14 protein-coding genes are annotated in these 22,068 nt (G+C 52.0%); 13 read left to right on the plus strand and 1 reads right to left on the minus strand.

Annotated features, from left to right (window positions below):
* The first annotated feature begins 103 nt into the window (after positions 1-103).
* The 13 genes from GJJ30_RS30975 (at position 104) to GJJ30_RS31035 (ending at position 21,058) form a co-directional block, all read left to right on the plus strand.
* Positions 104-3,139, plus strand: a complete 3,036-nt coding sequence (locus tag GJJ30_RS30975; protein ID WP_154179120.1) for a SusC/RagA family TonB-linked outer membrane protein — start codon at positions 104-106, stop codon at positions 3,137-3,139.
* 29 nt (positions 3,140-3,168) lie between these two features.
* Complete coding sequence (locus GJJ30_RS30980) at positions 3,169-4,521, plus strand: RagB/SusD family nutrient uptake outer membrane protein (protein WP_154179121.1); 1,353 nt, start codon at positions 3,169-3,171, stop codon at positions 4,519-4,521.
* 20 nt (positions 4,522-4,541) lie between these two features.
* A complete protein-coding gene (locus tag GJJ30_RS30985; RefSeq protein WP_154179122.1) occupies positions 4,542-5,414 on the plus strand; it encodes a Calx-beta domain-containing protein in 873 nt (290 codons plus the stop codon).
* Positions 5,415-5,422: 8 nt separating this feature from the next.
* Entirely contained in the window at positions 5,423-5,929 is a 507-nt protein-coding gene (locus GJJ30_RS30990; protein ID WP_154179123.1) for a hypothetical protein, read from the plus strand.
* Between the two features lie 223 nt (positions 5,930-6,152).
* Positions 6,153-8,426 (plus strand): M43 family zinc metalloprotease, encoded by a 2,274-nt coding sequence (locus GJJ30_RS30995; protein WP_229313573.1) that lies wholly within the window; start codon positions 6,153-6,155, stop codon positions 8,424-8,426.
* 391 nt (positions 8,427-8,817) lie between these two features.
* Positions 8,818-10,401: a Na+/H+ antiporter gene (locus GJJ30_RS31000; RefSeq protein ID WP_154179125.1), complete on the plus strand. Its 1,584-nt coding sequence runs from the start codon at positions 8,818-8,820 to the stop codon at positions 10,399-10,401.
* A 358-nt stretch (positions 10,402-10,759) separates the two neighbouring features.
* Positions 10,760-12,382 (plus strand): GAF domain-containing hybrid sensor histidine kinase/response regulator, encoded by a 1,623-nt coding sequence (locus GJJ30_RS31005; protein ID WP_205880635.1) that lies wholly within the window; start codon positions 10,760-10,762, stop codon positions 12,380-12,382.
* A 113-nt stretch (positions 12,383-12,495) separates the two neighbouring features.
* A complete protein-coding gene (locus GJJ30_RS31010; protein ID WP_154179127.1) occupies positions 12,496-12,909 on the plus strand; it encodes a response regulator in 414 nt (137 codons plus the stop codon).
* Positions 12,910-13,015: 106 nt separating this feature from the next.
* Positions 13,016-13,687 (plus strand): YdcF family protein, encoded by a 672-nt coding sequence (locus GJJ30_RS31015; RefSeq protein WP_154179154.1) that lies wholly within the window; start codon positions 13,016-13,018, stop codon positions 13,685-13,687.
* A gap of 189 nt (positions 13,688-13,876) precedes the next feature.
* Positions 13,877-16,534 (plus strand): ABC transporter permease, encoded by a 2,658-nt coding sequence (locus GJJ30_RS31020; protein ID WP_229313574.1) that lies wholly within the window; start codon positions 13,877-13,879, stop codon positions 16,532-16,534.
* A gap of 324 nt (positions 16,535-16,858) precedes the next feature.
* A complete protein-coding gene (locus GJJ30_RS31025) occupies positions 16,859-18,331 on the plus strand; it encodes an ankyrin repeat domain-containing protein (RefSeq protein ID WP_154179128.1) in 1,473 nt (490 codons plus the stop codon).
* A gap of 1 nt (position 18,332) precedes the next feature.
* Complete coding sequence (locus tag GJJ30_RS31030) at positions 18,333-18,833, plus strand: DUF2271 domain-containing protein (protein WP_154179129.1); 501 nt, start codon at positions 18,333-18,335, stop codon at positions 18,831-18,833.
* Between the two features lie 26 nt (positions 18,834-18,859).
* Positions 18,860-21,058, plus strand: a complete 2,199-nt coding sequence (locus GJJ30_RS31035; RefSeq protein WP_154179130.1) for a PepSY domain-containing protein — start codon at positions 18,860-18,862, stop codon at positions 21,056-21,058.
* 17 nt (positions 21,059-21,075) lie between these two features.
* Here GJJ30_RS31035 and GJJ30_RS31040 read toward each other — a convergent pair whose 3' ends face one another.
* Complete coding sequence (locus GJJ30_RS31040; RefSeq protein WP_154179131.1) at positions 21,076-22,062, minus strand: FAD:protein FMN transferase; 987 nt, start codon at positions 22,060-22,062, stop codon at positions 21,076-21,078.
* Between the last annotated feature and the right edge of the window lie 6 nt (positions 22,063-22,068).

Consider the following 22,068-nt stretch of genomic DNA (forward strand, 5'->3'; position numbering starts at 1 on the left):
TCAACGTTTATAATTTTGAAAATTAAGTATATTGGACTTTTAATGGGCAGAAAAGGCATTTAATCCTGGCCGGGAGTTCAGTTAAACACGCAGTAACCAATCTATGGGAAGACGGTCTACTTTTTTAAGTTCCTGGTTATTACTTCTTATTCTGTCGGGCAGTCTGGCATTTGGGCAGACTCGCCGGGTGACGGGGCGGGTAACCTCGGCGCAGGACGGAACCACGCTGCCGGGCGTGAACGTCGTTGTGAAGGGAACAACCATCGGCGTCAGCACCGATGCGCAGGGGAGTTACAGCATCAACGTCCCCGACGACAAAAATATCCTGACTTTCTCCTCCATCGCGCTAATTGCCCAGGACGTCACGATCAATAACCGGTCAGTCATCAATGTGCAGTTGAAGGAAGCCGTCAACGAACTGGCACAGGTCGTCGTAACGGGATACAACTCCGTCCAGAAGAAAGACATTACCGGCTCGATGGTTTCGGTATCTTCTGAAAAATTCAAAGAGCTTCCGGTAACGAGTTTCGATCAGGCTTTGCAAGGTCAGGCTGCGGGGGTTCAGGTAACCCAATCGTCGGGTACGCCGGGGGGGGGTATTTCCGTCCGTGTTCGGGGTAGCACGTCCATCTCGGCCAGCAACCGGCCCCTGTTTATTGTCGATGGCGTTCCTGTCGAAGACGGCGGTCTTTCTTCGCTGGGTACCGGCGGGCAGAACGACAACGCTTTTGCGTTGCTGAATCCGAATGATATCGAGTCGATGCAGATTTTGAAAGATGCTTCGGCCAAAGCCATTTACGGCTCCCGGGCCGCCAACGGTGTGGTGCTAATCACCACCAAGCGCGGGAAGAACAACGAAAAAACCACGATCACGGCGGAAGTGCAGCGGGGTATGACGGAAATTATCCGCAAACCGCGTTTGTTGAACTCGACGGAATTGCTCGAACTGCAACGCGAAGCGGTTGTCAATGCCGGTCAGGACCCGGACAAATTCGGGTTAATTCCCGGCGTAACCGACGCGATCAATACGGATTGGGTCGATGCCGTTACCCGTCGCGGACTCTACAAGCAATACCAGCTTTCGGCGAGCGGTGGAACCGAACGAACCCGGTTTTACATCAGTGGCAACTTCCGTGACGAGCAGGGTGTTCTGCTGGCGAATGAGTTTAAACGCATGAGTGGAACGGTCAATCTGGACCACAAAGCCAACTCGAAGTTATCATTCGGAACCAATATGACGCTGGCCCGCTCCATGAACAAACGGGTGTTGGGCGATAACTCGCTCAATGGGGTTTACTCCGGGGCGGTCAATAGCCTGCCATTTTATTCGCCCTACAATGAAAAAGGGCAGATCCTGGTGCCGGGTGATCCGAATTATTCCCTGCGCAATTACAACCCGGTTGGCGAAGCCCTGTTTCCGCGCCAAAATGTAATTTCGGTCAAAATGTTAGGCGGTATTTACGCAGAGTATGAATTACTGGATAACCTGCGGTTTCGGTCCAAAGCCAGTATCGACTACAATAGCGTTATCGACGATGATTACTTCCCGACGACGACCTGGGCGGGCGGGATCAGCGAAGGTGTCGGCGGGCAGGGGCTCGGGGTTTATACGGCTTCCGTAGCGGCTACCTTCATCAATACCAACACGCTGACGTACAATGCGCTATTCAGCGAAAAGCACCGCCTGAGTGTGATGCTGGGTCACGAACTGATCAACCGGACGGACCGGAGCAGCTTTGTGCAGGGTCGGTTGTTTACCAGCGACGACTTTACATATATCAGTTCAGCCGGTGTAGTCGACCAGGGAGGCTCAGGGTTGTCCAACAGCGGTCTGTTGTCGTTCTTTGGGGAAGCCCGGTATGACTACAAGGAACGCTACCTGTTTACGCTGACCTCGCGGTACGACGGCTCATCACGATTCGGGAGTGACCGCCGGTTTGGGTTTTTTCCATCGGCTTCGGCTGCCTGGCGGATTTCCGGCGAAGAGTTCATGGAGCGTTTCCGCGACCTGAGCGACCTGAAGCTGCGGGCCAGTTTTGGTTACACGGGTAACGAACGAATTGGAGACTTCCAGTTTCTGGGTACCTGGGGATCAACAACCTACAGCGGGGCCACGGGTCTGGGACCATCGTCGGTTCCGAACCCTTTTCTGCAGTGGGAGCGAACCCGCGAAGCCAACTTAGGATTGGATGCTTCCTTTTTTAACGGTCGCTTGTCTTTCTCGATCGATGCTTACGACAACTTAACGGATAAACTCTTGTTTGCCCAGCCCATTCCGCGTACGACCGGTTTTGGCGCCGTTCAGGGAAATATCGGTAAAGTATCGAACAAAGGAGCCGAGTTGACGGTGTCTTCGGTCAATCTGAATAAAACCGTGCGCTGGAGCACGGATCTGAACCTGTCTCACAACTCCAATAAAGTCGTGGAACTCGATACGCCCGAACCGTTGTACCGGGGTTACCAGGCTTCCGGAGCCACGGCGACGAACATTATTTTGCCCGGCCAGCCGCTCGGGACGTTCTGGGGACTCAAGTTCCTGGGCGTTGATCCGGCAACGGGCGACGCAATTTATGAAGATAAAAACGGCGATGGCCGGATTACGCCCGACGATGCGCAGGTAATCGGAACGGCCCAGGCCAAACTCTTCGGTGGGATGACCAACAAAGTGTCGTGGAATGGCTTCGATCTGAGTGTTTTCCTCCAGTTCTCGTACGGAAACAAAGTGCTCAATTTGACGAAGAACAGTACGGTCAATGCAGGCGAATCTTTGGAGTTCAACCAGAGCAAGGATGCGCTGAAACGTTGGCGGAAACCGGGAGACATTACCAGCGTTCCCCGGTACGAATTCGAAAATACGTTCAATAACTACCAAAGCAGCCGGTTTCTGGAAGATGGATCTTACCTCCGCCTGAAAAACGTGACCCTGGGGTATAATGTTAATAAAAAGTGGGTAAACCGGGTCAAGGTGGCCAGCGCCCGGGTGTACGTTTCGGGAACCAACCTCTGGACACTGACAAAATACAGCGGTTCCGATCCGGAAGTAAGTACGCTTGACGGATCGACCTCGGCACAGGGTATTGAGCTTAACACCCTGCCCCAGGTAAAAACCGGCATGGTGGGTCTTTCGGTTACTTTTTAATCCATACGCATCGTTCATCACTTTCGATTATGACTCGTCTTCTTAGCTATATTTTCCTGTTTTCGCTGGTGTATCTGAGTGCCTGTAAAGAAGTGCTGGAACCACCTCCGCGCGACTTGCGGATCGATGACCTGGTGTTGAAGCGTCCGCAGGATGTACCGGCCGTTCGCGTAGGACTTTATTCCTCGTTCCGCGCCATTACCCAGTATACGGTGGTGGCCGGGGATTTTATGTCCGATCACGTCCGGTACAACGGTACTTTCAATGATTACCGGGAATTTGGTACCAAACAGGTCACGACCACCAATGGCGACGTTGCGGCCATGTGGGGCTACATCTACAACACAATTTACGTCGCCAATTTTATTCTGGAACGTCTGCCGGATTTAACGGGCGTGCAGGCTGCCGCGAAAAAGCAACTGCTGGCTGAGGCCCACTTTCTGCGCGGTTTGTCCAATTTTTACGGGGCTTATACCTACGGTGATATTCCGAAAGTGACAACCACCGATCAGGAAACCAACCGGAACATTGCCCGAACGGCGAAGGCTGACATCCTGGCTTCCGTGCTGGCGGATTACCAGTATGCCCTCACCAATTTGCCCGCTGAGCAAACCGAAGGAGCTGCGTATGCCACCCAGAATACCGTCAAGGCGGCTTTGGCCCGGTATTATTTGTATCAGAAAAACTGGGCACTGGCCGAACAGTATGCCGGGCAGGTGATCGACTCGAAAGTCTATACCCTGGAGCCATCTTACGAAACGATCGTGCTGACCAACTTTCCGAAAGAATCGATCTTTGAAGTGGGTTATACGCAGAACGATGCGAATAGCCCCTTGCTGAATAACCTGCTCGTGACCCGGCGCGAAATGATCCCTTCCGAACAGTTGATTCAGGCGCTGGCATCGGCGGAATCGAAAGACCGGATTAGCACCATCGGATTCGACGGTACGAAACAGCGGGGTAACGACAACGGCTGGACCGTTCGGAAATACGGTACGGCCACCGACGGTAACTCCAACATGGTGGTTTTCCGGCTGGCGGAAATGTACCTGATCCGGGCCGAAGCCCGCGCCCAGTTGGGCAAACTGACGGGGACAAGCGGAGCGATTGCGGATGTAAACGTTCTCCGGGCCCGGGCGAAAGCAAGTGCGGCTGCAGTGACTTCGCAGGCTGAACTCCTGCTGACAATCGAGCGCGAACGCCAGTATGAGCTGTCGTTTGAAGGGCACCGCTGGTATGATCTGGTCCGGACCGGGCGCGTTCAGACCGTTATGGCAGCCTTTTCGCCCAACTGGAATGCCCGTTATGAGCGCTGGCCCATTCCGCAAACCGAAATTCAGCGAAATCCGGCCCTGAAAGGCGCACAGAATCCGGGATATTAAGAAAGGATCAATAACGACGCATGATGACTATCTATAAAAAGTTGCTGGTTGGTTTGGTGGCGCTACTCCTGGGCTGGGTGGTGGTGGCTTGCGAAAAAGGAGACATCGACCGAACCTTTGAAGGGCCTTATTTTGTGCGGTTTACGGATACAACGTTGACCTACAAAGAAAGCTACAGCCAGCCGATTACCATCCGCGTGCACAATGCGGGGCCGCAATTGAATGAAGCGATCACCATTAACTATACCGTCAGCGGAACGGCCCGGGAAGGGAAAGACTACGCTTTTCAGTCTACCAAAGGAACCGTGACGATTCCGGCGAAACAAAGTTTTGGGGAGATCAAGCTGAAACTGATCAACAACGCGAATAATATCCTGGAATCGCAAACGGTGGTGCTGACCCTGACAAGTGTTACGCCCAATTCGCTGAAGGTAGGTTTTGGCAATGAAGGCGCTTTGGGAAAACGGATGACGTTTATCATTCAGGATGATTGCCTGTTCAGCGGTAGCTATGCGGGTGTCCGCCAGAATGGAGCCTATGTAAACCTGCTGGGAATTACGCCGGCCAGCGCTACGGTTTCGGGTATCGACATCAGCAGCCTGGATTGTAAAACCTACACGATCGCGAACTGGAATATCGGGCTGGAAGATATTTTCGGATTCAGTGCCATCAAACCCAAATTTACTTTTATTGACAACGGGGATAATTCGCTGACGATTCCGGTTCAGTCGAGTCCTGATCTGGGTGGGGATACGTTGACGGGCTCGGGTTCCTGGAATCCGCAAAACCGTCAGATTTCACTTAATCTACGCTGGAAATCGGTTTTCACAAACTCGGCCGGTAAGGATACGACCTTGACGATTACATTCCCATTTACTTACACTCCGCAATAATGAGTACCATGAAAATATTCGCCCGACTTGTGGTTTTGTCAGCTGGCCTGATCTGGATCTTCTCCGGTTGTGCGGAGAAACTGGAACCGAAGCCGCCGACCTACAGCCAGCTTCTTACCGGAACCGATAAGAAAACCTGGCGGCTGGTCTCCATCGAAGTGGTCGATCAGGGACAGAAATCGGGCATCATCCCGGTTCAGAATGCGTTGAGTGCCTGCCGGGGGGATGATCAGTACGTCTTTTATGCAGATGAGTCCCGCAAACTTTCTTACCTGAACGGTTCCTTAAAATGCAGTGCTACAGAACCCGACACCTTATTCGAAGATAGCTGGGCGCTGATTAACGCCAACGCAACGCTGGAATTTGTGATCCCGGTTTTTGCCAACAGCGTTTTGCCCTACACGATCAAGAATCTGACGGCCACATCGATGACGGTAGAGATTTACTTCGAAAAAATATACACCGATCCGGTCAACGCCAGTTACCGGTTTACGTTTAATTCAACCACTAAATAAAAGGTGGATTGCGGTTTAAATAGAAAATTTCCTGAGCGTTTTGGGGATTTGATGGTAAAATTCAAGTCGTAATTCACACTTTGTGATCCGTTTTATGCTTCAACGATTACTCCTTTCCACAGCTCTATTTCTACTGACATGTCATTGGTTAGCAGCTCAGCAGAACCCCGCCTGGAAGCAGATTATTGATCGGCCCACGGCGGAAAAATGCGCAACCATGCAAATGGACAGCGCTCTACGGGCACGTTATCCGGAAATGGGCTCGTTGAATGACCTTGAAAAATCGTTGCAGGACCGGATTACCCAGCTCAAAAAACTCCAGAGTACGGGCCGTCTGGCCGCCAGCTTACTGACCATCCCGGTCGTTGTCCACGTGGTTCACAATGGTGAAGCCGTCGGCACCGGCCGGAACATCAGTGCCGCGCAGGTGCAGTCGCAAATCGAAACCCTCAACGAAGATTTTCGGCGGAAAGCCGGAACGCGCGGGTTTAACACGAACGCCGTCGGGGCCGATATCGAGATCGAGTTTTGTCTGGCTGCTTTCAACCAGCAGGGCGGAGCGATGGCCGAACGCGGGATTGACCGGGTGAACGGAAACCGGGCGACCTGGTCGCGAAGTGACGTTGAAGGCGTGTTAAAACCGGGTTCTTACTGGGACCCCGAAAAATACTTTAACATCTGGGTGGTGGATATGAGCGAGGCTACTGCGGGCGGTATTGTGGTCGCATATGCGCAGTTTCCGAGCGGGTCCAATCTGCCGGGGATTCCGTCGGCCGGACCGGCCAGTACGGACGGGGTCGTTGTGAATTACTGGGCGTTTGGAAATTCCGAAAAAGGCAGTTTCCCGGTCCTGCGGGCACCAACCAATCTGGGCCGGACGCTGACTCACGAAACTGGTCACTGGCTGGGCCTTCGCCATATCTGGGGCGATGCAACCTGCGGGGACGATTTCTGCGCCGACACCCCTCCGCAGGCTTCCGAAAGCCGGGGATGTCAGAAAGGACGCGTCAGTTGTGGCAATACCAACATGGTTGAAAACTACATGGATTATTCCGACGACGCCTGTTTTAACGTGTTTACGCTCGATCAGAAAACTCGTATCCGGGCGGTTATGGACGTGAGTCCGCGCCGGGCGAATCTGGTTAAAAACAGCCTATGTGGTACGAGCGTCGCCGGAAAACCGATCCCGGACTTCCGCGCCGACCGCCAGCGTGTTCTGTTGGGTTCGTCAGTCCGGTTTACGGATTTATCATCCAACTTCCCCACGCGCTGGGAGTGGACCTTCGAAGGGGGAACACCGTCTACTTCATCGGAACAGAATCCGACCGTTGTTTACAATCAGGCGGGTAAATTCAAGGTAACGCTGGTGGCCGCTAATCCTGCCGGAGCTTCCGAGCCATTAATTAAAACGGCGTATATTGAGGTGTTAAACAGCGGGTTGTGCAGCGATCAAACCAATTTCAACGGTACCCGAACGGTTTTGCCTCAACCCGGGGGAAGAGGGTATGTAGCGGGCCAGAATAGTTTACTGACCAAAGCTGTATCCGAATCGTTTGCGAACGAATTGGGTTATACCAACCTGAGCTCGGCCAGCTTACGGTTTGGCGTGGCCAAAGCCGCTAAAGGTGCTGAAACCGAATCCATTGTGGTTGTGAACGTCTGGAATGCACGCGGCTTCCAGAACGGACCGGGCGCCATCCTGGAAACGAAAGAAGTGCCGTTGCGAACCATCCTGGAAGACGTCGCCAATAACCGGGCTACCAAAGTAACCTTCGACCGAAACGTGCCGTTGAGCGGTTTGGGTTACCACATCGGCATTGAGTTGAAGTACGCAGCCGGAGATACCGTGGCGCTGGTAACAACGAAGAACGGCGAGTCGGTTTTTGCAACGGCCTGGAAACAAAATGCAAAGGGCGACTGGGCGCGGTATGCGGACAGTCTTGGTATCAACGTCGCCCATGACATTTCGGCCCGCGTAGGCATGAAATCGTCCGTCCAGGTTGCGGCTTCGGCGCAATTTGTGGGCGCTGGCGAAGCGGTCACGCTGAATGCCCGGGGAGCCAGTATTTTCAACTGGACCGGGGCCAATCTGAGTTCAACGCTGGGTGCGCAGGTGATCGCCCGCCCCACCCAGACAACTTCCTATACCGTTACGGGTTCCGGTATGGAATTGTGTGATTCGACGGCCACCGCCCGGATTTTCGTACGCGCCGGTGCCGTTACCGGTATTCCAACGTCCTTACCCGATCAGTTGTTAACGGTATCACCCAACCCCAGCGACGGATTGACCACCCTCACGTTCCGGAACGCCCTGCGGGGCTTGACCACGCTTTCGGTTCGGAACGTCGCCGGGATGGAGGTGTTGAAGCAGCAGTTCCAGAAAACCGACGACGGTTTTGAACGAAGTCTCGACCTCCGAACGGTGCCGAGCGGAATGTATCTGATCGAAGTCCGAATCGGGACGCAGGTAATTCGAAAGAAAATCGTGAAATATTAACCCCACCCTGTCAGCGGCTGAAAGCCCTGACAGGGTGGTTTTTCAGTAATCTGCTAACTGATCAAAAGCCGGATATTTCACATTCTTCGTTACCTTTGTCGGCACAAACAGCGCTGAATGGTTGTTCTGAATCTTCTCAGAAACCTTTTTCAACAACCGGTTTCAACAACCGATACGGTTTCTCAAACCGTGCTGTGCATCGTAAACGAAACGCTCGTTGACGCTGCCAATCTTAAAACCGGACCAACTCCCTGGTAAAAACCGCCCCAAACCGGTAGTCATTGCAATGAGGCATTCTGTTCATCATCAGCCTTTTTTGTACATTGGGGCTATATTGAAGGCATATCTGGTTAAATTCCCTACGGCGTAATTACGCAACACAACTCGTTTCATGCACACCCTTTTACCTTTTTTGCTCGCCATGATCGCGGCCATCGTGCTGTTGAATATGTGGGCCAACAAACTGAAAATTGCCTATCCGATTCTGCTGGTGGTAGCCGGGCTGCTGGTTAGTTTCCTGCCGGGACTACCGAAGGTCCAAATTAATCCCGACCTGATCTTTTTCATTTTCCTGCCACCGTTGCTATTTGAAGCTTCCTGGTCGATCTCCTTCAAGGAAATGAAAAAATGGTGGCGGATCATTGGCAGTTTTGCCTTTCTTGTCGTGTTTTTCACTGCTTTTTCAGTAGCGGTCATCGCGCATCACTTCATTCCGGGATTTACCATTGCTTTGGGGTTTTTGTTGGGCGGAATCGTGTCGCCACCGGATGCGGTCAGTACCGGCGCTATTACCAAATTTGTGAAGATTCCAAAATCAACCTCGGCCATTCTGGAAGGGGAGAGCCTGCTAAACGATGCATCTTCCCTGATCATTTTCCGGTTTGCGCTGGTAGCCGTCGGAACGGGGCAGTTTATCTGGCAGGATGTGGCGCTGAGTTTTATATGGATGATTCTGGGTGGCGCGGGCATTGGCCTGGTGCTGGCCTGGATCTTTGTGCAGGCCCACAGACGCCTTCCGCTCGATGCGCAGTCGCACATTACCCTGACACTTATTGAGCCTTATTTTATGTATTGGGCGGCTGAACAGGTGCATTGCTCGGGCGTGTTGGCGGTCGTAACGGGCGGTTTATACATGTCGGCCAAGCGGCTGGTTTTCCTAAACAGTGCCAGCCGGATTCAAGGCTTCAGCGTTTGGGAAAGTTTCGTCTATATTCTGAACGGTATTGTCTTTCTGATCATCGGTCTGGAGCTTCCCGAAATTGTCGAGGGGTTGCACGCGAAAGGCATTCCAATCCGCACGGCCATCGGCTACGGGTTGCTGGTAACCGGGGTGCTGATTGCGGCCCGGATGATCAGTTCATTTGCAGCCTTGCTGGCTACCATCATCTTTCGTCCGAGTGTAGTTCCCCGTGCCCGTTCCAACAGAAGGCGCTGGATGATGCCGCTGTTACTGGGCTGGACGGGGATGCGGGGGGTGGTGTCGCTGGCTTCGGCGCTGGCGATTCCCATTGCGCTGGACAATGGCCCGGCTTTTCCCCAAAGGAACCTCATTCTGTTCATCACGTTTGTTGTAATCCTGCTTACCCTTCTGGTACAGGGACTTACGCTTCCCTCCTTTATCACCCGGACGAAATTATTTGAAGGCATACTGGATGAAGAATCCGAAGCCCTGACCAAACAGAAAATGAAACAGGGACTGAAGCAGCACGTCTACCAGTTTCTGAAAAATAAATACGAAAACGAACTGAATGGTCATGTCGGTATGGAGAAATTCCTCAAGCAATGGGAAGAGCGGACCAAAGCCACCGACGATAGCTGGATGAATAAAAAGACCAAGATCATTTTTGTGGAAGTGCTCGAAATCCAGCGCCAATACCTCACCGAACTCAACAAAGACCCGCAGATTGACGAGGAAATTATCCGACAGCAATTATACCAAATCGACCTGGAAGAAGAACGGCTGAAGATTATTTGAAATCCGGGAAATGGGAAAGCCGTCCCAATAAACCACTGCAACAACCGGCCAGCCAAAAGATAAATTAAAGTGCCATCTGGCACTATTTATGCACCCACCCGGCCCAATTAAAACCTGATTAAAGCTGGAATAAATAGGTTAACTATTCGTTAAACTTTGGTGATTAGTGGCTTTTATCAGACACGAAGATTCGAATGGAATATTTTTTGTAACCGATAGTTACCAACTACCATCTCTATTTCTATTAACTGTGAAACCAGGAAATAAAAGACTCATCCCGGAAAAATAATCCGGCGGTTTTCTCCAAAAAAGATTGGTTTTATAGGAAATGCCTTTTACCAGCTTTATTTACCTTGATATGCTGACGGCACCGATCCCCTTCAATGACGCTCAACGGCTTGAGTCACTTCATCAATATTTCCTGCTGGATACGGCCCCGGAAGCCGAATACGACCGGGTGTCGCACATTGCGTCCCAGATTTGCCAGACGCCCATTGCAATGGTTAGCCTGATCGATAAAGACCGGCAGTGGGTTAAATCCTATTTTGGGCTGGCAGTCAGCAGCATTCCGCGGGAAATCTCGCTCTGTGCGCACACCATTGTCAACGTCCATCCGCTGGTGGTGGAAGACACCAGTAAGGACATCCGGTTTTGGGATAATCCCGCCGTGGTGGGGCCACCCAACATCATATTTTATGCCGGCGTCCCTTTACTGTCCTCGGAAGGGCTGGCCATCGGGTCGATCTGCGTGATCGACCATTATCCCCGGCAGCTGGCACCCGCGCAAAAAATTACGCTACAGGCGCTGGCCGCTCAGGTTATGCTCCTGATGGAGTTACGACGAACGAACAATAAGCTGGTTCAGGCGCGGGCGGAAGCCGAGGAGCTGGCCCGCCAGAAATCACAGCTGCTGGCCACCCTGAGTCACGAAATTCGGACTCCGCTGCATGCTTTGGAGGGCTATACCCAGTTAATGATCGACGAACGGCCCCGCGAAGACCAGCAAAAAAGTCTCCGCCGTCTGCAAACGACGGGACGCACGCTCATCAATCTGGTTAATAACATTCTCGATTACAGTAAATTACAGGCCGGAAAATTGCTGCTGGAAGAAATACCCTTTTCGCTCAGCGAGTTGATTCAACAGGCAATTGACATGCAGGCCTGGCAGGCGCAGCAGAAAAATATTCAGTTAACCGCTTCGATCGATCCCCGGTTGCCTGCCCAGTTGAAGGGCGATGCGACCCGCTTGTTTCAGGTTTTACTGAATCTGATTAGCAATGCCATCAAGTTTACGCACGTTGGGGAAGTCCGCGTGGGGGTCGAAGTTCTCTCCGGTGACAATTCGGAAGTGACTTTAAAAATTGCCGTACACGATACCGGTATTGGAATTCCGCAGGCCTCCCTGGCTTTGCTGTTCAACGAATACACCCAGGTTTCGGCCTCAACCACCCGGCTTTACGGGGGGAGCGGTTTGGGGCTGGCCATCAGCCGCCAACTCCTGGAACTGATGGGCAGTAAACTCGAAGTCCAGAGTCAGGAAGGAGAAGGATCACAATTTGGCTTTCGGTTGTCGCTCCCCGTGTTTGAAGCCATTCCGAAAGAATCGGATGCTCTGGCGCCGAAACCAGCCGACTTGTTTCTGGCCGTCGACGACAACCCGCTCAATACGAAATTATTAGCCCATCACATCACGAAACAAGGTGGCAAAGTGGCGGTTTTTAATTCGCCACTGGAAGCGCTGGAATCGGCAAAAACCGTTCCGTACCGGGCCATGATTCTGGATTTGCACATGCCCGAACTGGATGGCTACGAACTGGCCCGGGCGTTGCAGGAAATCCAACCCGGCGTGCCGCTGATTGCCCTGTCGGCCGACGATAGTGTTGAAACCATCGACCGAGTGAAATCGACCGGTTTTCAATTCTTTCTGCGAAAACCGTTCCTGCCGCACGATTTGGTGCGAATATTGAACGAATTGCCTTAACACCCGCAGCGTAACATTATGGGCTGCACGAAGTTTACTACTAAATTTTCAACGTTAAAAGCCAACGCCTGATTACTCTTCGAAGAAACGTAGATTGGGTGTCGATAGGGAAGATGGGAGGAAAACAAAAAATACTGGTCGTGGATGATGACGCCATTTATCGACGTTTACTGACTTCGAGATTAACCAGAGCGGGTTACGAAATACTGATGGCCAACGATGGCCGGGAAGCGATTAGCTGGCTGCGGCATCCCCACCAACGCCCCGATCTGGTCCTGTTGGACCTGTTGATGCCACGGTTCAGCGGCATCGAAGTCCTGGAAGCCATCAAGGCGTTGCCCTATAAATTACCCGTCATCCTCATCTCTGGTGCCGAATGGCCCATTGCCCGTCAGGTGCTGCAGCAATCCAGTCCGGATGCGTATTTAATGAAGCCCATTGCCATCCCCGAACTGCTGGACAAAATAGAGACCTTACTCCAGCCTGCCCAAGAAGTCAACGAGAGTAGCTCGTTTTTGTCCGAGTGAACGCCGGAACGGTTGGCGGTTTTGGAAAATGGTCGCAACTTGCTGAATGGATGAAAATGGGAACATGAACCCATCCGAATCGACCATTAATCAGTCCATCGCAATCATGACGAATCAAATTTCAGCCGATATTCACGCCCTGGCCAAAAAACTTTGGAATTACCACCAGCTTCATCAGCCGCTGCAACCCGCTGACGCCATTCTGGTGCTGTGTAGCTACGATAAACGGGTGGCAGAACGCGGAGCCCAACTCTGGCTTGAGGGCTGGGCGCCGGTGCTTATTTTTTCCGGTGGACTGGGCGTCATTACCCGAACCATGTGGAGTGAACCCGAAGCCGATCAATTTGCCCGGATCGCCGTTGAAATGGGAGTTCCGGCGAGTGCGATCATTGTCGAAAACCGGTCGACGAACACCGGCGAGAACGTGCTTTTTACCCGCCAATTGCTGACCGATCGTAACCTGGACCCGGCGCGATTTATTCTGGTCCAGAAGCCCTACATGGAACGCCGGAGCTTTGCTACTTTCCGCAAGCTGTGGCCCGAAAAACCGGTCAGCGTGACTTCTCCGCAAACTTCCTACGAAGAATACCTCGATCAGTATTCAAACCCGGATCTGTCGCAGGAACAGGTGATTAACATCATGGTTGGGGATTTGCAACGAATCCGGGAGTATCCGCAAAAAGGGTTTCAGATTCCGCAGGAAATACCGCCAGCGGTTTGGGAAGCCTACGAAGCTCTGATCAAAGCCGGGTATACCAAGCACCTGATCAAAGACTAACGGGCGGTTTTCAGCATTCGATTGCTGTCCGCAACTGTCCGCTTGCTGTCCGTTTCTGGACATTCAACTTCCGTTATTATACACGAAAAATGCCTTTTCCAATTCAGAAAAGGCATTTTTAATCTTTGGCATTTCATTTGACATACAGAAATAGAAGAAATAAAGCATTGTGCTTTCTTCTATTTTCCTATGCAGCGAAATGACTCTGACGTTCCGCGAGACCCCGGGCCACCGCGCTGGCTTGACCGGTTGCTTCTGTGGCTGATCGCTCCCCACTGGCGTGAAGAAGTGCTGGGGGATCTGCACGAGCGATACTACCGGCGCGCCCAACGACTGGGAACCGCCAAAGCCCGACAACGTTACTGGCGGGAAATACTGGCGTACGTCCGGCTCTCAATGATAAAATGTAAACCGAGTGACTACCCGAACCCAACCCATACGACGATGTTACGCAATTATTTAAAGCTCGCTTTCCGCAACCTGGCCAAGCACAAGGGATATTCATTCATCAACATCGGTGGGTTAGCCGTGGGCATGGCCGTGACGATGCTGATCGGCATCTGGATCAATGATGAAGTGTCGGCCAATCGGCATCATAAAAATTACGAAAGCCTTTATCAGGTAAAAATGAACCAGACTTTTGATGGTCGGCGGGGCACGCAGGACGCCTTGCCTTATCCCATCGGCGAAGAATTGAAGACGAAGTTCCCGGACTTTAAGGCGGTGGCGATGTTTGACCGGGGCAACGGCAATCGTTCGCTGATTTTCGGAAATCAAAAATTCCTGAAAACCGGTCAGTTCATTGGGGAAGACGCCATTGACATGTTTTCGCTCCACATTCTGAACGGCGATAAAAAACCATTGAAAGAACCGTACTCGATTGTGCTGACGGACGAAACCGCCCGGACCATTTTCGGAAACCAGGACCCGGTGGGCAAAATCCTCAAACTGGATAATAAAGTGAATCTAAAGGTGACGGCGGTGGTCGCCAAACAGCCCCAAAATGCGACGCTTCAATTTGACTACCTGCTGCCCTGGAACCTGCAGGAAAACATGTACGATTGGGTCAATAAGTATATGAAGCAGAATTGGGGAAACAACGGCTGGGGACTTTATGTGCAGTTGAAAGACGGTATAAATCCCGAGCAGACCAACGCGAAAATTAAGGATGTCGTGCTGAACCATTTGTCGGATGGTCCCAATGTGCGCAACGTCATCAAACCCGAAATCTTTCTGCACCCGATGGCCAAATGGCGACTTTATTCCGAGTTTGAAGAGGGCCGGAATACGGGCGGTTTTATTAAATACGTGCGTTTGTTCGGAATTTTCGGCTTGTTCATTCTGATCATTGCCTGTATCAACTTCATGAACCTCAGCACGGCCCGGTCGGAAAAACGGGCTAAAGAAGTTGGCGTTCGGAAAGCCGTTGGATCGGGCCGCGAGCAGCTGATTGGGCAGTTTTTAAGTGAATCGACCCTGATTGCCGTTCTGGCGCTGGTGCTGGCTTTTGGAATGGTGTTGCTTTCATTGCCTTATTTCAATTCGCTTACCGGAAAAACGATGACCGTCGAATTCGGAAATCCCGTTTTCTGGGGCATCGTACTGGTTTTTACGGTTGTTACGGGGCTGTTGGCGGGCAGTTATCCGGCGCTTTATTTGTCGTCGTTCAACCCCGTCAAGATTCTGAAAGGGAGTTTTCGCGTGGGAAAAAGCGCGTCGTTACCCCGGCAAATTCTAGTTGTTGTTCAATTTACCTTTTCCGTTGTGCTGATGATTGCGACCATCATCATTTATCAGCAGATGCAGTACGGCAAAAACCGCCCCATTGGTTTTACGCGTGAAGGGCTCATTTCCGTCAATTCTTCGTCCGATTTACTGGATCATTTTGAAACCCTCCGGGCCGAATTGCTGGCGACGGGAGCGGTTTCTTCGATTTGTAAGTCCAATTCGCCCCCGACCCAATGGTGGAGCTCGAACGGCGGCTGGAAATGGAAAGGGTCAACTCCCGATGATGATGCCGCCATTTTTACGACCATTGCCACCAATTTCGATTACGTCAAAACGATGGGAATACAGCTCAGTCAAGGCCGGGATTTTTCCCGGGACTTCGCAACCGATTCCTCGGGTGTCATTTTGAACGAAGCGGCCGTCAAACGCATGGGGCTGAAAAAACCGGTCGGTGAAATTGTCCGGTGGGGTGGTAGGGACCGGACCGTAGTGGGCGTCATTCCCGACATCGTCATGGAATGGTCACCTTACCAAACTGTCCGTCCGTTGACCATTGTTTTTGAAAAGGACAAAAACTGGTTCGGCTTCCTGTGCGTGCGCATCATTCCAAACGTGGCGCCTGCGGTCGCCATTGAGAAAATGACTCCGATTTTCGACAAATACAATCCCGGTTTTCCGTTCGATTACAAGTTTTCGGATACCGAGTACGCCAAAAAATTCTATTACGAAGAACTCATCGGCAATCTTTCCGCGATTGTTTCGGTGCTGGCCATTTTCATTTCGTGCCTGGGCCTGTTCGGGCTGGCTTCGTTCATGGCCGAGCAGCGGATCAAGGAAATTGGGATTCGTAAAGTACTGGGAGCCAGTGTGACAAACGTGTGGGGGCTGCTATCGAAAGACTTCGTTCTGCTCGTTATCATTTCCTGTCTGATCGCTTCGCCCATTGCCTGGTACGCGATGAATACCTGGCTGGAGAGCTATACCTACAAGATAACGATTGGGGTGGGCGTGTTTGTCGGGGTGCTGGTGGTGGCGTTGCTTATCACGGTTTTGACGGTGAGCTATCAGGCCATCAAAGCAGCCTTGCTAAACCCCGTGAAAAGCCTGCGAAGCGAGTAAGGTTTCAAATTTCTCCTTGACAACGTCAACACATTAAAAACCGTTTTTTCTCCTTTTCTCAATCGCTTGCCTTCGGATCCCTTTGGGTTTCTTCTGCCAGATTATTAATTGGTTATAAAACCGGTTTTCAACTGCCTTGCCCTCATTCCAGCGATTAGCAGAAGTGGTGTAAACGAATCATTCGGTCGCTGATTTCAAGGGGAATCAAAATTAGTGGAAATAAAAGCGCCTTATTTAGACTTAATCTTATTAATTTGCGAGCTGTTTCGGATTGGTGCGGAACATTAATCCATCCTATCAGCATTTCAACTCAAGCAGATTGATATGAAAAAACTATTCGTCGCCATTCTGGTCGGTCTCACGTTTTCCGCTCAGGCTCAGAAAAACGTCCTGTTGGAATCGGCGTTCTGGCAGGGAAAACCGGAAGTGAATCAGGTGAAGGCGGAAATTGAAAAAGGCAACAGCCCCTCGCAGTTCAATGCCGCTAGCTTTGATCCCGTCGTCATGGCGATCAACGCCCAGGCCCCGAATGAGACGATCAAATACCTGCTGGCGCAACCCGGTAATGAAGTAAACAAAATCACGCACGACAGCCGGATTTACCTGCACTGGGCGGCTATCCGGGGCAATGTGGAGCTGATGGAATACCTGCTCTCGAAGGGCTCGAAAACCAACGTGGTGGACAGCCACGGCATGACGGTTTTGAATTTTGCGGCCGGTGCCGGGCAACCCAACACGCAGGTCTATGACCTCTGCCTGAAAAACGGTGCCGATCTGAAAAAAGACCTGAATCCCGACGGCGCCAATGCCTTGCTGATTGCCATTGCCAACGACAAAGATTTCAAACTGACCGATTATTTTGTTTCGAAGGGACTGAGCCTGAAAAGCACGGATGCCATTGGCAACAATGCGTTTAGCTACGCGGCCCGGAGCGGTAACATCGACCTGCTGAAAGCGCTGCTGCAGCGGGGTGTTCCGGCCAGCGACAACGCGCTGATCATGGCCAGCCAGGGCGGTCGGCAGGGCGCGAACCCGATCGAGGTGTATCAATATCTGGAAAGCCTGAACCTCAAGCCGACTGCCACCAACAAAGCCGGTGAAAACGTTTTGCACGCGTTGGTTCGTCGGCCGAAACAGAATGAAATCATTCAATATTTCCTGAATAAAGGCGTCGATGTTAATCAGGCCGCCGACGAAGGCAATACGGTTTTTATGTATGCCGCTTCCGCCAATCGCGACCTGAGCGTATTGGAAATGCTGCAACCAAAAGTGAAAAACATCAACCAGAGCAACGAGAAAGGGGCGACGGCATTGACCCTGGCGGTGCGCGGCAACTCGCCCGAAGTCGTTGGTTATCTGCTGAATAAAGGCGCTGATGCGAAGGTAACCGACAAAACCGGTGATAACCTGGTCGCTTACCTGGTGCAGTCCTACCATCCGGCACGCTCTGAGGAATTTGACGCGAAACTGAAGCTGTTGCAGGAAAAAGGGTTGGATATCAAGGCTTCGCAGAAAAACGGTAACACCTTGTATCACCTGGCGGTAGCCAAAAACGACCTGTTGCTGCTCAAAAAACTGGAACCTCTCCAGATCGATGTGAACGGCAAAAACAAGGAAGGCATTACGGCCCTGCACAAAGCCGCCATGCTATCGAAAGACGATGCCATCCTGAAATACCTGCTGTCGATCGGTGCCAAGAAAGATATTGCGACCAATTTTAAAGAAACCGCTTTCGATCTGGCGAGCGAAAATGAATCGCTATCGAAAAGCAACGTATCCGTTAACTTCCTGAAATAGTATGACTTGTTTGCATAAAATCGGCGTGCTGGCGCTAGCCATGACTCTGGCCGCATCATCGGTTTTGATGGCTCAGTCCGGCACCAGCCAATATAAGTGCATGATCCAGATGACCAATTACATGGGCGAGAAAGCGTACATCGCCGTGTCGCTGGTGGATGGGAAGGGCGCTTACGAGAAAACCCTGTACGTGCTCGGTTCCGATAAAAAATGGTACAAGGACGTGAAGGCCTGGTACAAGGCGCTGGGCAAAAAAACGCCTAACATCAGCGCCATTTCCGGGGCGTCGGTGGCTGGTGGAGATCGCAGCGTGATCGTGCTGGAAATCGATAATTCGAAGCTTAACAAGGATTACAAACTGCGGTTCGAGAGCGCCGTGGAAGATAAAGAGGATCACGCGAAAGACATCGAAATTCCGCTTACGACGGAAGGGCTTTCCGCCAAAAGTGAAGGGACGGGTTTCATTCGTTACGTTCGCTTCAGCCCCAATACTGGCAACTGAGTTGCCCATTAACAGCGGCCGGATTTATGACCATTTCTGTCTGGAGATACAGCCACTTAGCCCTGGCTGTATCTTCTTTTCTTTTATTGCTCCTCGTTTCCGTCACGGGCGTTATCCTGGCGTTTGAGCCCGTTGCGCAGAAAATCCAGCCTTATCGAACCGACGGTTTTAGCAAACTTACGCTGGCGCAGACGCTGCCGGTTCTCAAAAAAAAATATTCCGAAATCAGTGAATTGAGCATCGATGCCAACCAGTTTGTGCAGATCAAAGGAATCGATGCCGACGGCAAAAACCGGACGGCTTACATTGATCCGCAGACGGGCAAAATCCTGGGGAATCCCAGCCCGCAAAGTGAGTTTTTTCAGTGGGTGACGGCCCTGCACCGCTCGCTGTTTCTGCACGAAGCCGGGCGGTTTTTCATTGGCCTCACGGCCTTTCTGCTGCTGCTGATTACGGTTTCCGGCACGATGCTGATCATCCAGCGCCAGCGCGGTTTGAAGCGGTTTTTTGCCCGAATCGTCCGGGATAATTTTGCCCAGTATTACCACGTCGTGCTGGGGCGACTATCGCTGATTCCGATTTTTGTCATTGCGCTTTCGGGAACCTACCTCTCGCTGGCCCGGTTTGGGCTGGTGGCAACGGAGAAAGTCACGCCCAAAATCGACTTTGACGCCATTCAGTCAAAACCGCAGCGGAAGCTAACCGACTTTGCGGTTTTTCAGAACACCCGGCTGGCGGAGGTGCAAACCATCGAATTTCCGTTTTCGGAAGATGTGGAAGATTACTACACGCTGAAACTCAGGGACCGGGAGCTGACCGTCAACCAGATCACCGGCGATATTCTGAGCGAAAACCGCTACCCAACCGCCGTTTTACTGACCAACCTGAGCCTGGATTTACACACCGGCCGGACGAGCGCCATCTGGGCTGTCATTCTGGCCGTGGCTTCCGCGAACATTCTCTTTTTCATTTATTCCGGTTTTGCCATTAGCTGGAAGCGGCTGGCCAACCGCGTCAGAAAAAATACGTATTCCGCCGACGAAAGCCGGTTTATCATTCTGGTTGGTTCGGAAAACGGAAGTACCTTCCGGTATGCGCAATTGATTCATCAACAACTACTTAAGCTGGGGGAGAAATCGTACCTGACCGAACTGAATAACTATACGGTTTTTCCCAAAGCCGAATTCCTGATTGCCATTACGGCTACGTACGGGCTGGGTGATGCGCCAACCAACGCGAAAAAATTTGCTACGCTGGTCGATCAACATCCACAGCTACAGCCCGTTCGTTATTCGGTGGTTGGGTTTGGATCCCATTCCTATCCGGATTTCTGCCAGTTCGCTTTCGAGTTGAATCAGTTGCTGGCGCGCCAATCGTGGGCCGTTCCACTGGTCGATATTCATACAGTAAACGACAAATCGCCGGATGATTTTGGCTTATGGGCCGAAGCCTGGTCACAGCAAACCAACCTGCCGCTACCGGTTTCGACGGAGTTGCTGAAAGCACCGGCATTCCAGCTTGAACCCATGACTGTCGTTAGCATCACCCAAACCGCCCGACCCGACGGTACCTTCTTGATTCGCTTAAAAAGCCATCGGAATCAGAGCGTTACCTCGGGCGATCTGCTGGCGATTTATCCCGCCAACGACCACCGTGAACGTCTCTATTCGATTGGCATCGTGGAGCAGGAACTGCAACTCAGCGTCCGATTGCACCCGAAGGGCATTGGTTCCGGCTTTTTGCACCGGTTATCGCCCGGCGAAACGATTCAGGCCCGAATTGTCAACAACGATCATTTCCATTTTCCGAAAACCGCTCCTGTCGTGGTCATGATTGCCAATGGCACCGGCATTGCGCCGTTTCTGGGGATGATCAACCAGAATACCCGGAAAATGCCCTGCCATTTGTACAGCGGTTTTCGGGAAAGCGCATCGTTTGACTTGTATCGGGCTTTTCTGGAAGAAAGCCATTCGACGCAGAAACTCACCAATCTCCACGTGGCGTATTCGCGGGAAGGGGAGAAGCAGTACGTCAGTCACCTGCTCGCCCACGACGCCGACTTTCTTGCGAATGTACTGAATACCAGGGGTGTCATCATGATCTGCGGTTCGCTATCAATGCAAAAGGACGTCGTTGCGCTGCTCGAAACCATCTGTCAGGCGAAACTTGGCAAAAGTGTGAGCTTCTATCAATCACACGGTCAGGTGTTGATGGATTGCTATTAACCAGCCATTGGCGGTTTCTACAGCCGATATTTTTTAATATCCAGATTTGGCGAAGTAAAAATCCGGCCGTCGTCGGTGACCAGAATGCACCTGTATTCGGGGTATTTTTTCAATAACTTCAAACCGGCTTCTTTTCCCAGCACCATCATCGACGTACTGAAACCGTTTGCGGTTTCGGCGCTGGGGCCAAAAACCGTCACGCTGCTGAGGCCGGTGGCCGGGTAACCCGTGCGGGGGTTGATGATGTGCGCGTATCGTTTGCCGTTGAATACCACAAACTTTTCGTAACTGCCGGAAGTGACGACGGCACTCTGGCGCAGCGGCACAATCGCAAAAACCGTATCTCTTTGGATAGGATTGGTAATGCCCACCGTCCAGTCGCGGCCGTCGGGTTGTTGGCCCCAGGTGCTCATATCGCCCGAACCGTTGACAATCCCGGCTTTGATGCCTTTGGCCAGCATCAGGTCCCGGCAGCGGTCGGCGGCATAACCTTCGCCCAGCGCGCCGAAGCCGATTTTCATGCCTTTCCGTTTCAGAAAAATAGTGGAATGGGCCTTGTCCAGCACGATGTTCTGATAACCGACCTGTTCAACCGATTTTTTAACCGCTTCCGGACTCGGCATTTCCGTCATCGACCCGTCGAATTTCCAGATACGATCCATGGCCGCAAAGCTAATGTCGAAAGCACCGTTCGTGATTTGGGAGAAATGGAGTGCCCGCTCGGTCAGGGCAAATACTTCGGGGTCCACCCGAACCGGGCCGATCCCGGCATTTTGATTGACGCGGGAAATCTGGGAGTCGTCTTTCCAGTCGGAGATCAAATTTTCGATTCGCGTCACTTCCGCGATCACCAGGTCGATATGCCGTTCGGCGGAGAGGGAGTCGTTCGCGACGAGGGTAATGTCGAACCGGCTGCCCATTAATTTGACGGTTCGTTTTCGCAGCACCTGGGCGGTAGCGCCGACCTCAACCAATAGCAGAACCAGCAGCAGAACGTGTTTCATGCCCTA

Origin of the sequence: Larkinella terrae (assembly GCF_009668025.1) — a bacterium.
In the GTDB taxonomy this organism is placed as follows: Bacteria; Bacteroidota; Bacteroidia; order Cytophagales; family Spirosomataceae; genus Larkinella; species Larkinella terrae.

Coding starts and splice junctions, on each gene's coding strand:
- GJJ30_RS30975 (WP_154179120.1), top strand. CDS start 104: ATGGGAAGACGGTCTACTTTTTTAAGTTCCTGGTTATTACTTCTTATT.
- GJJ30_RS30980 (WP_154179121.1), top strand. CDS start 3,169: ATGACTCGTCTTCTTAGCTATATTTTCCTGTTTTCGCTGGTGTATCTG.
- GJJ30_RS30985 (WP_154179122.1), top strand. CDS start 4,542: ATGATGACTATCTATAAAAAGTTGCTGGTTGGTTTGGTGGCGCTACTC.
- GJJ30_RS30990 (WP_154179123.1), top strand. CDS start 5,423: ATGAAAATATTCGCCCGACTTGTGGTTTTGTCAGCTGGCCTGATCTGG.
- GJJ30_RS30995 (WP_229313573.1), top strand. CDS start 6,153: ATGGACAGCGCTCTACGGGCACGTTATCCGGAAATGGGCTCGTTGAAT.
- GJJ30_RS31000 (WP_154179125.1), top strand. CDS start 8,818: ATGCACACCCTTTTACCTTTTTTGCTCGCCATGATCGCGGCCATCGTG.
- GJJ30_RS31005 (WP_205880635.1), top strand. CDS start 10,760: ATGCTGACGGCACCGATCCCCTTCAATGACGCTCAACGGCTTGAGTCA.
- GJJ30_RS31010 (WP_154179127.1), top strand. CDS start 12,496: ATGGGAGGAAAACAAAAAATACTGGTCGTGGATGATGACGCCATTTAT.
- GJJ30_RS31015 (WP_154179154.1), top strand. CDS start 13,016: ATGACGAATCAAATTTCAGCCGATATTCACGCCCTGGCCAAAAAACTT.
- GJJ30_RS31020 (WP_229313574.1), top strand. CDS start 13,877: ATGCAGCGAAATGACTCTGACGTTCCGCGAGACCCCGGGCCACCGCGC.
- GJJ30_RS31025 (WP_154179128.1), top strand. CDS start 16,859: ATGAAAAAACTATTCGTCGCCATTCTGGTCGGTCTCACGTTTTCCGCT.
- GJJ30_RS31030 (WP_154179129.1), top strand. CDS start 18,333: ATGACTTGTTTGCATAAAATCGGCGTGCTGGCGCTAGCCATGACTCTG.
- GJJ30_RS31035 (WP_154179130.1), top strand. CDS start 18,860: ATGACCATTTCTGTCTGGAGATACAGCCACTTAGCCCTGGCTGTATCT.
- GJJ30_RS31040 (WP_154179131.1), bottom strand. CDS start 22,062: ATGAAACACGTTCTGCTGCTGGTTCTGCTATTGGTTGAGGTCGGCGCT.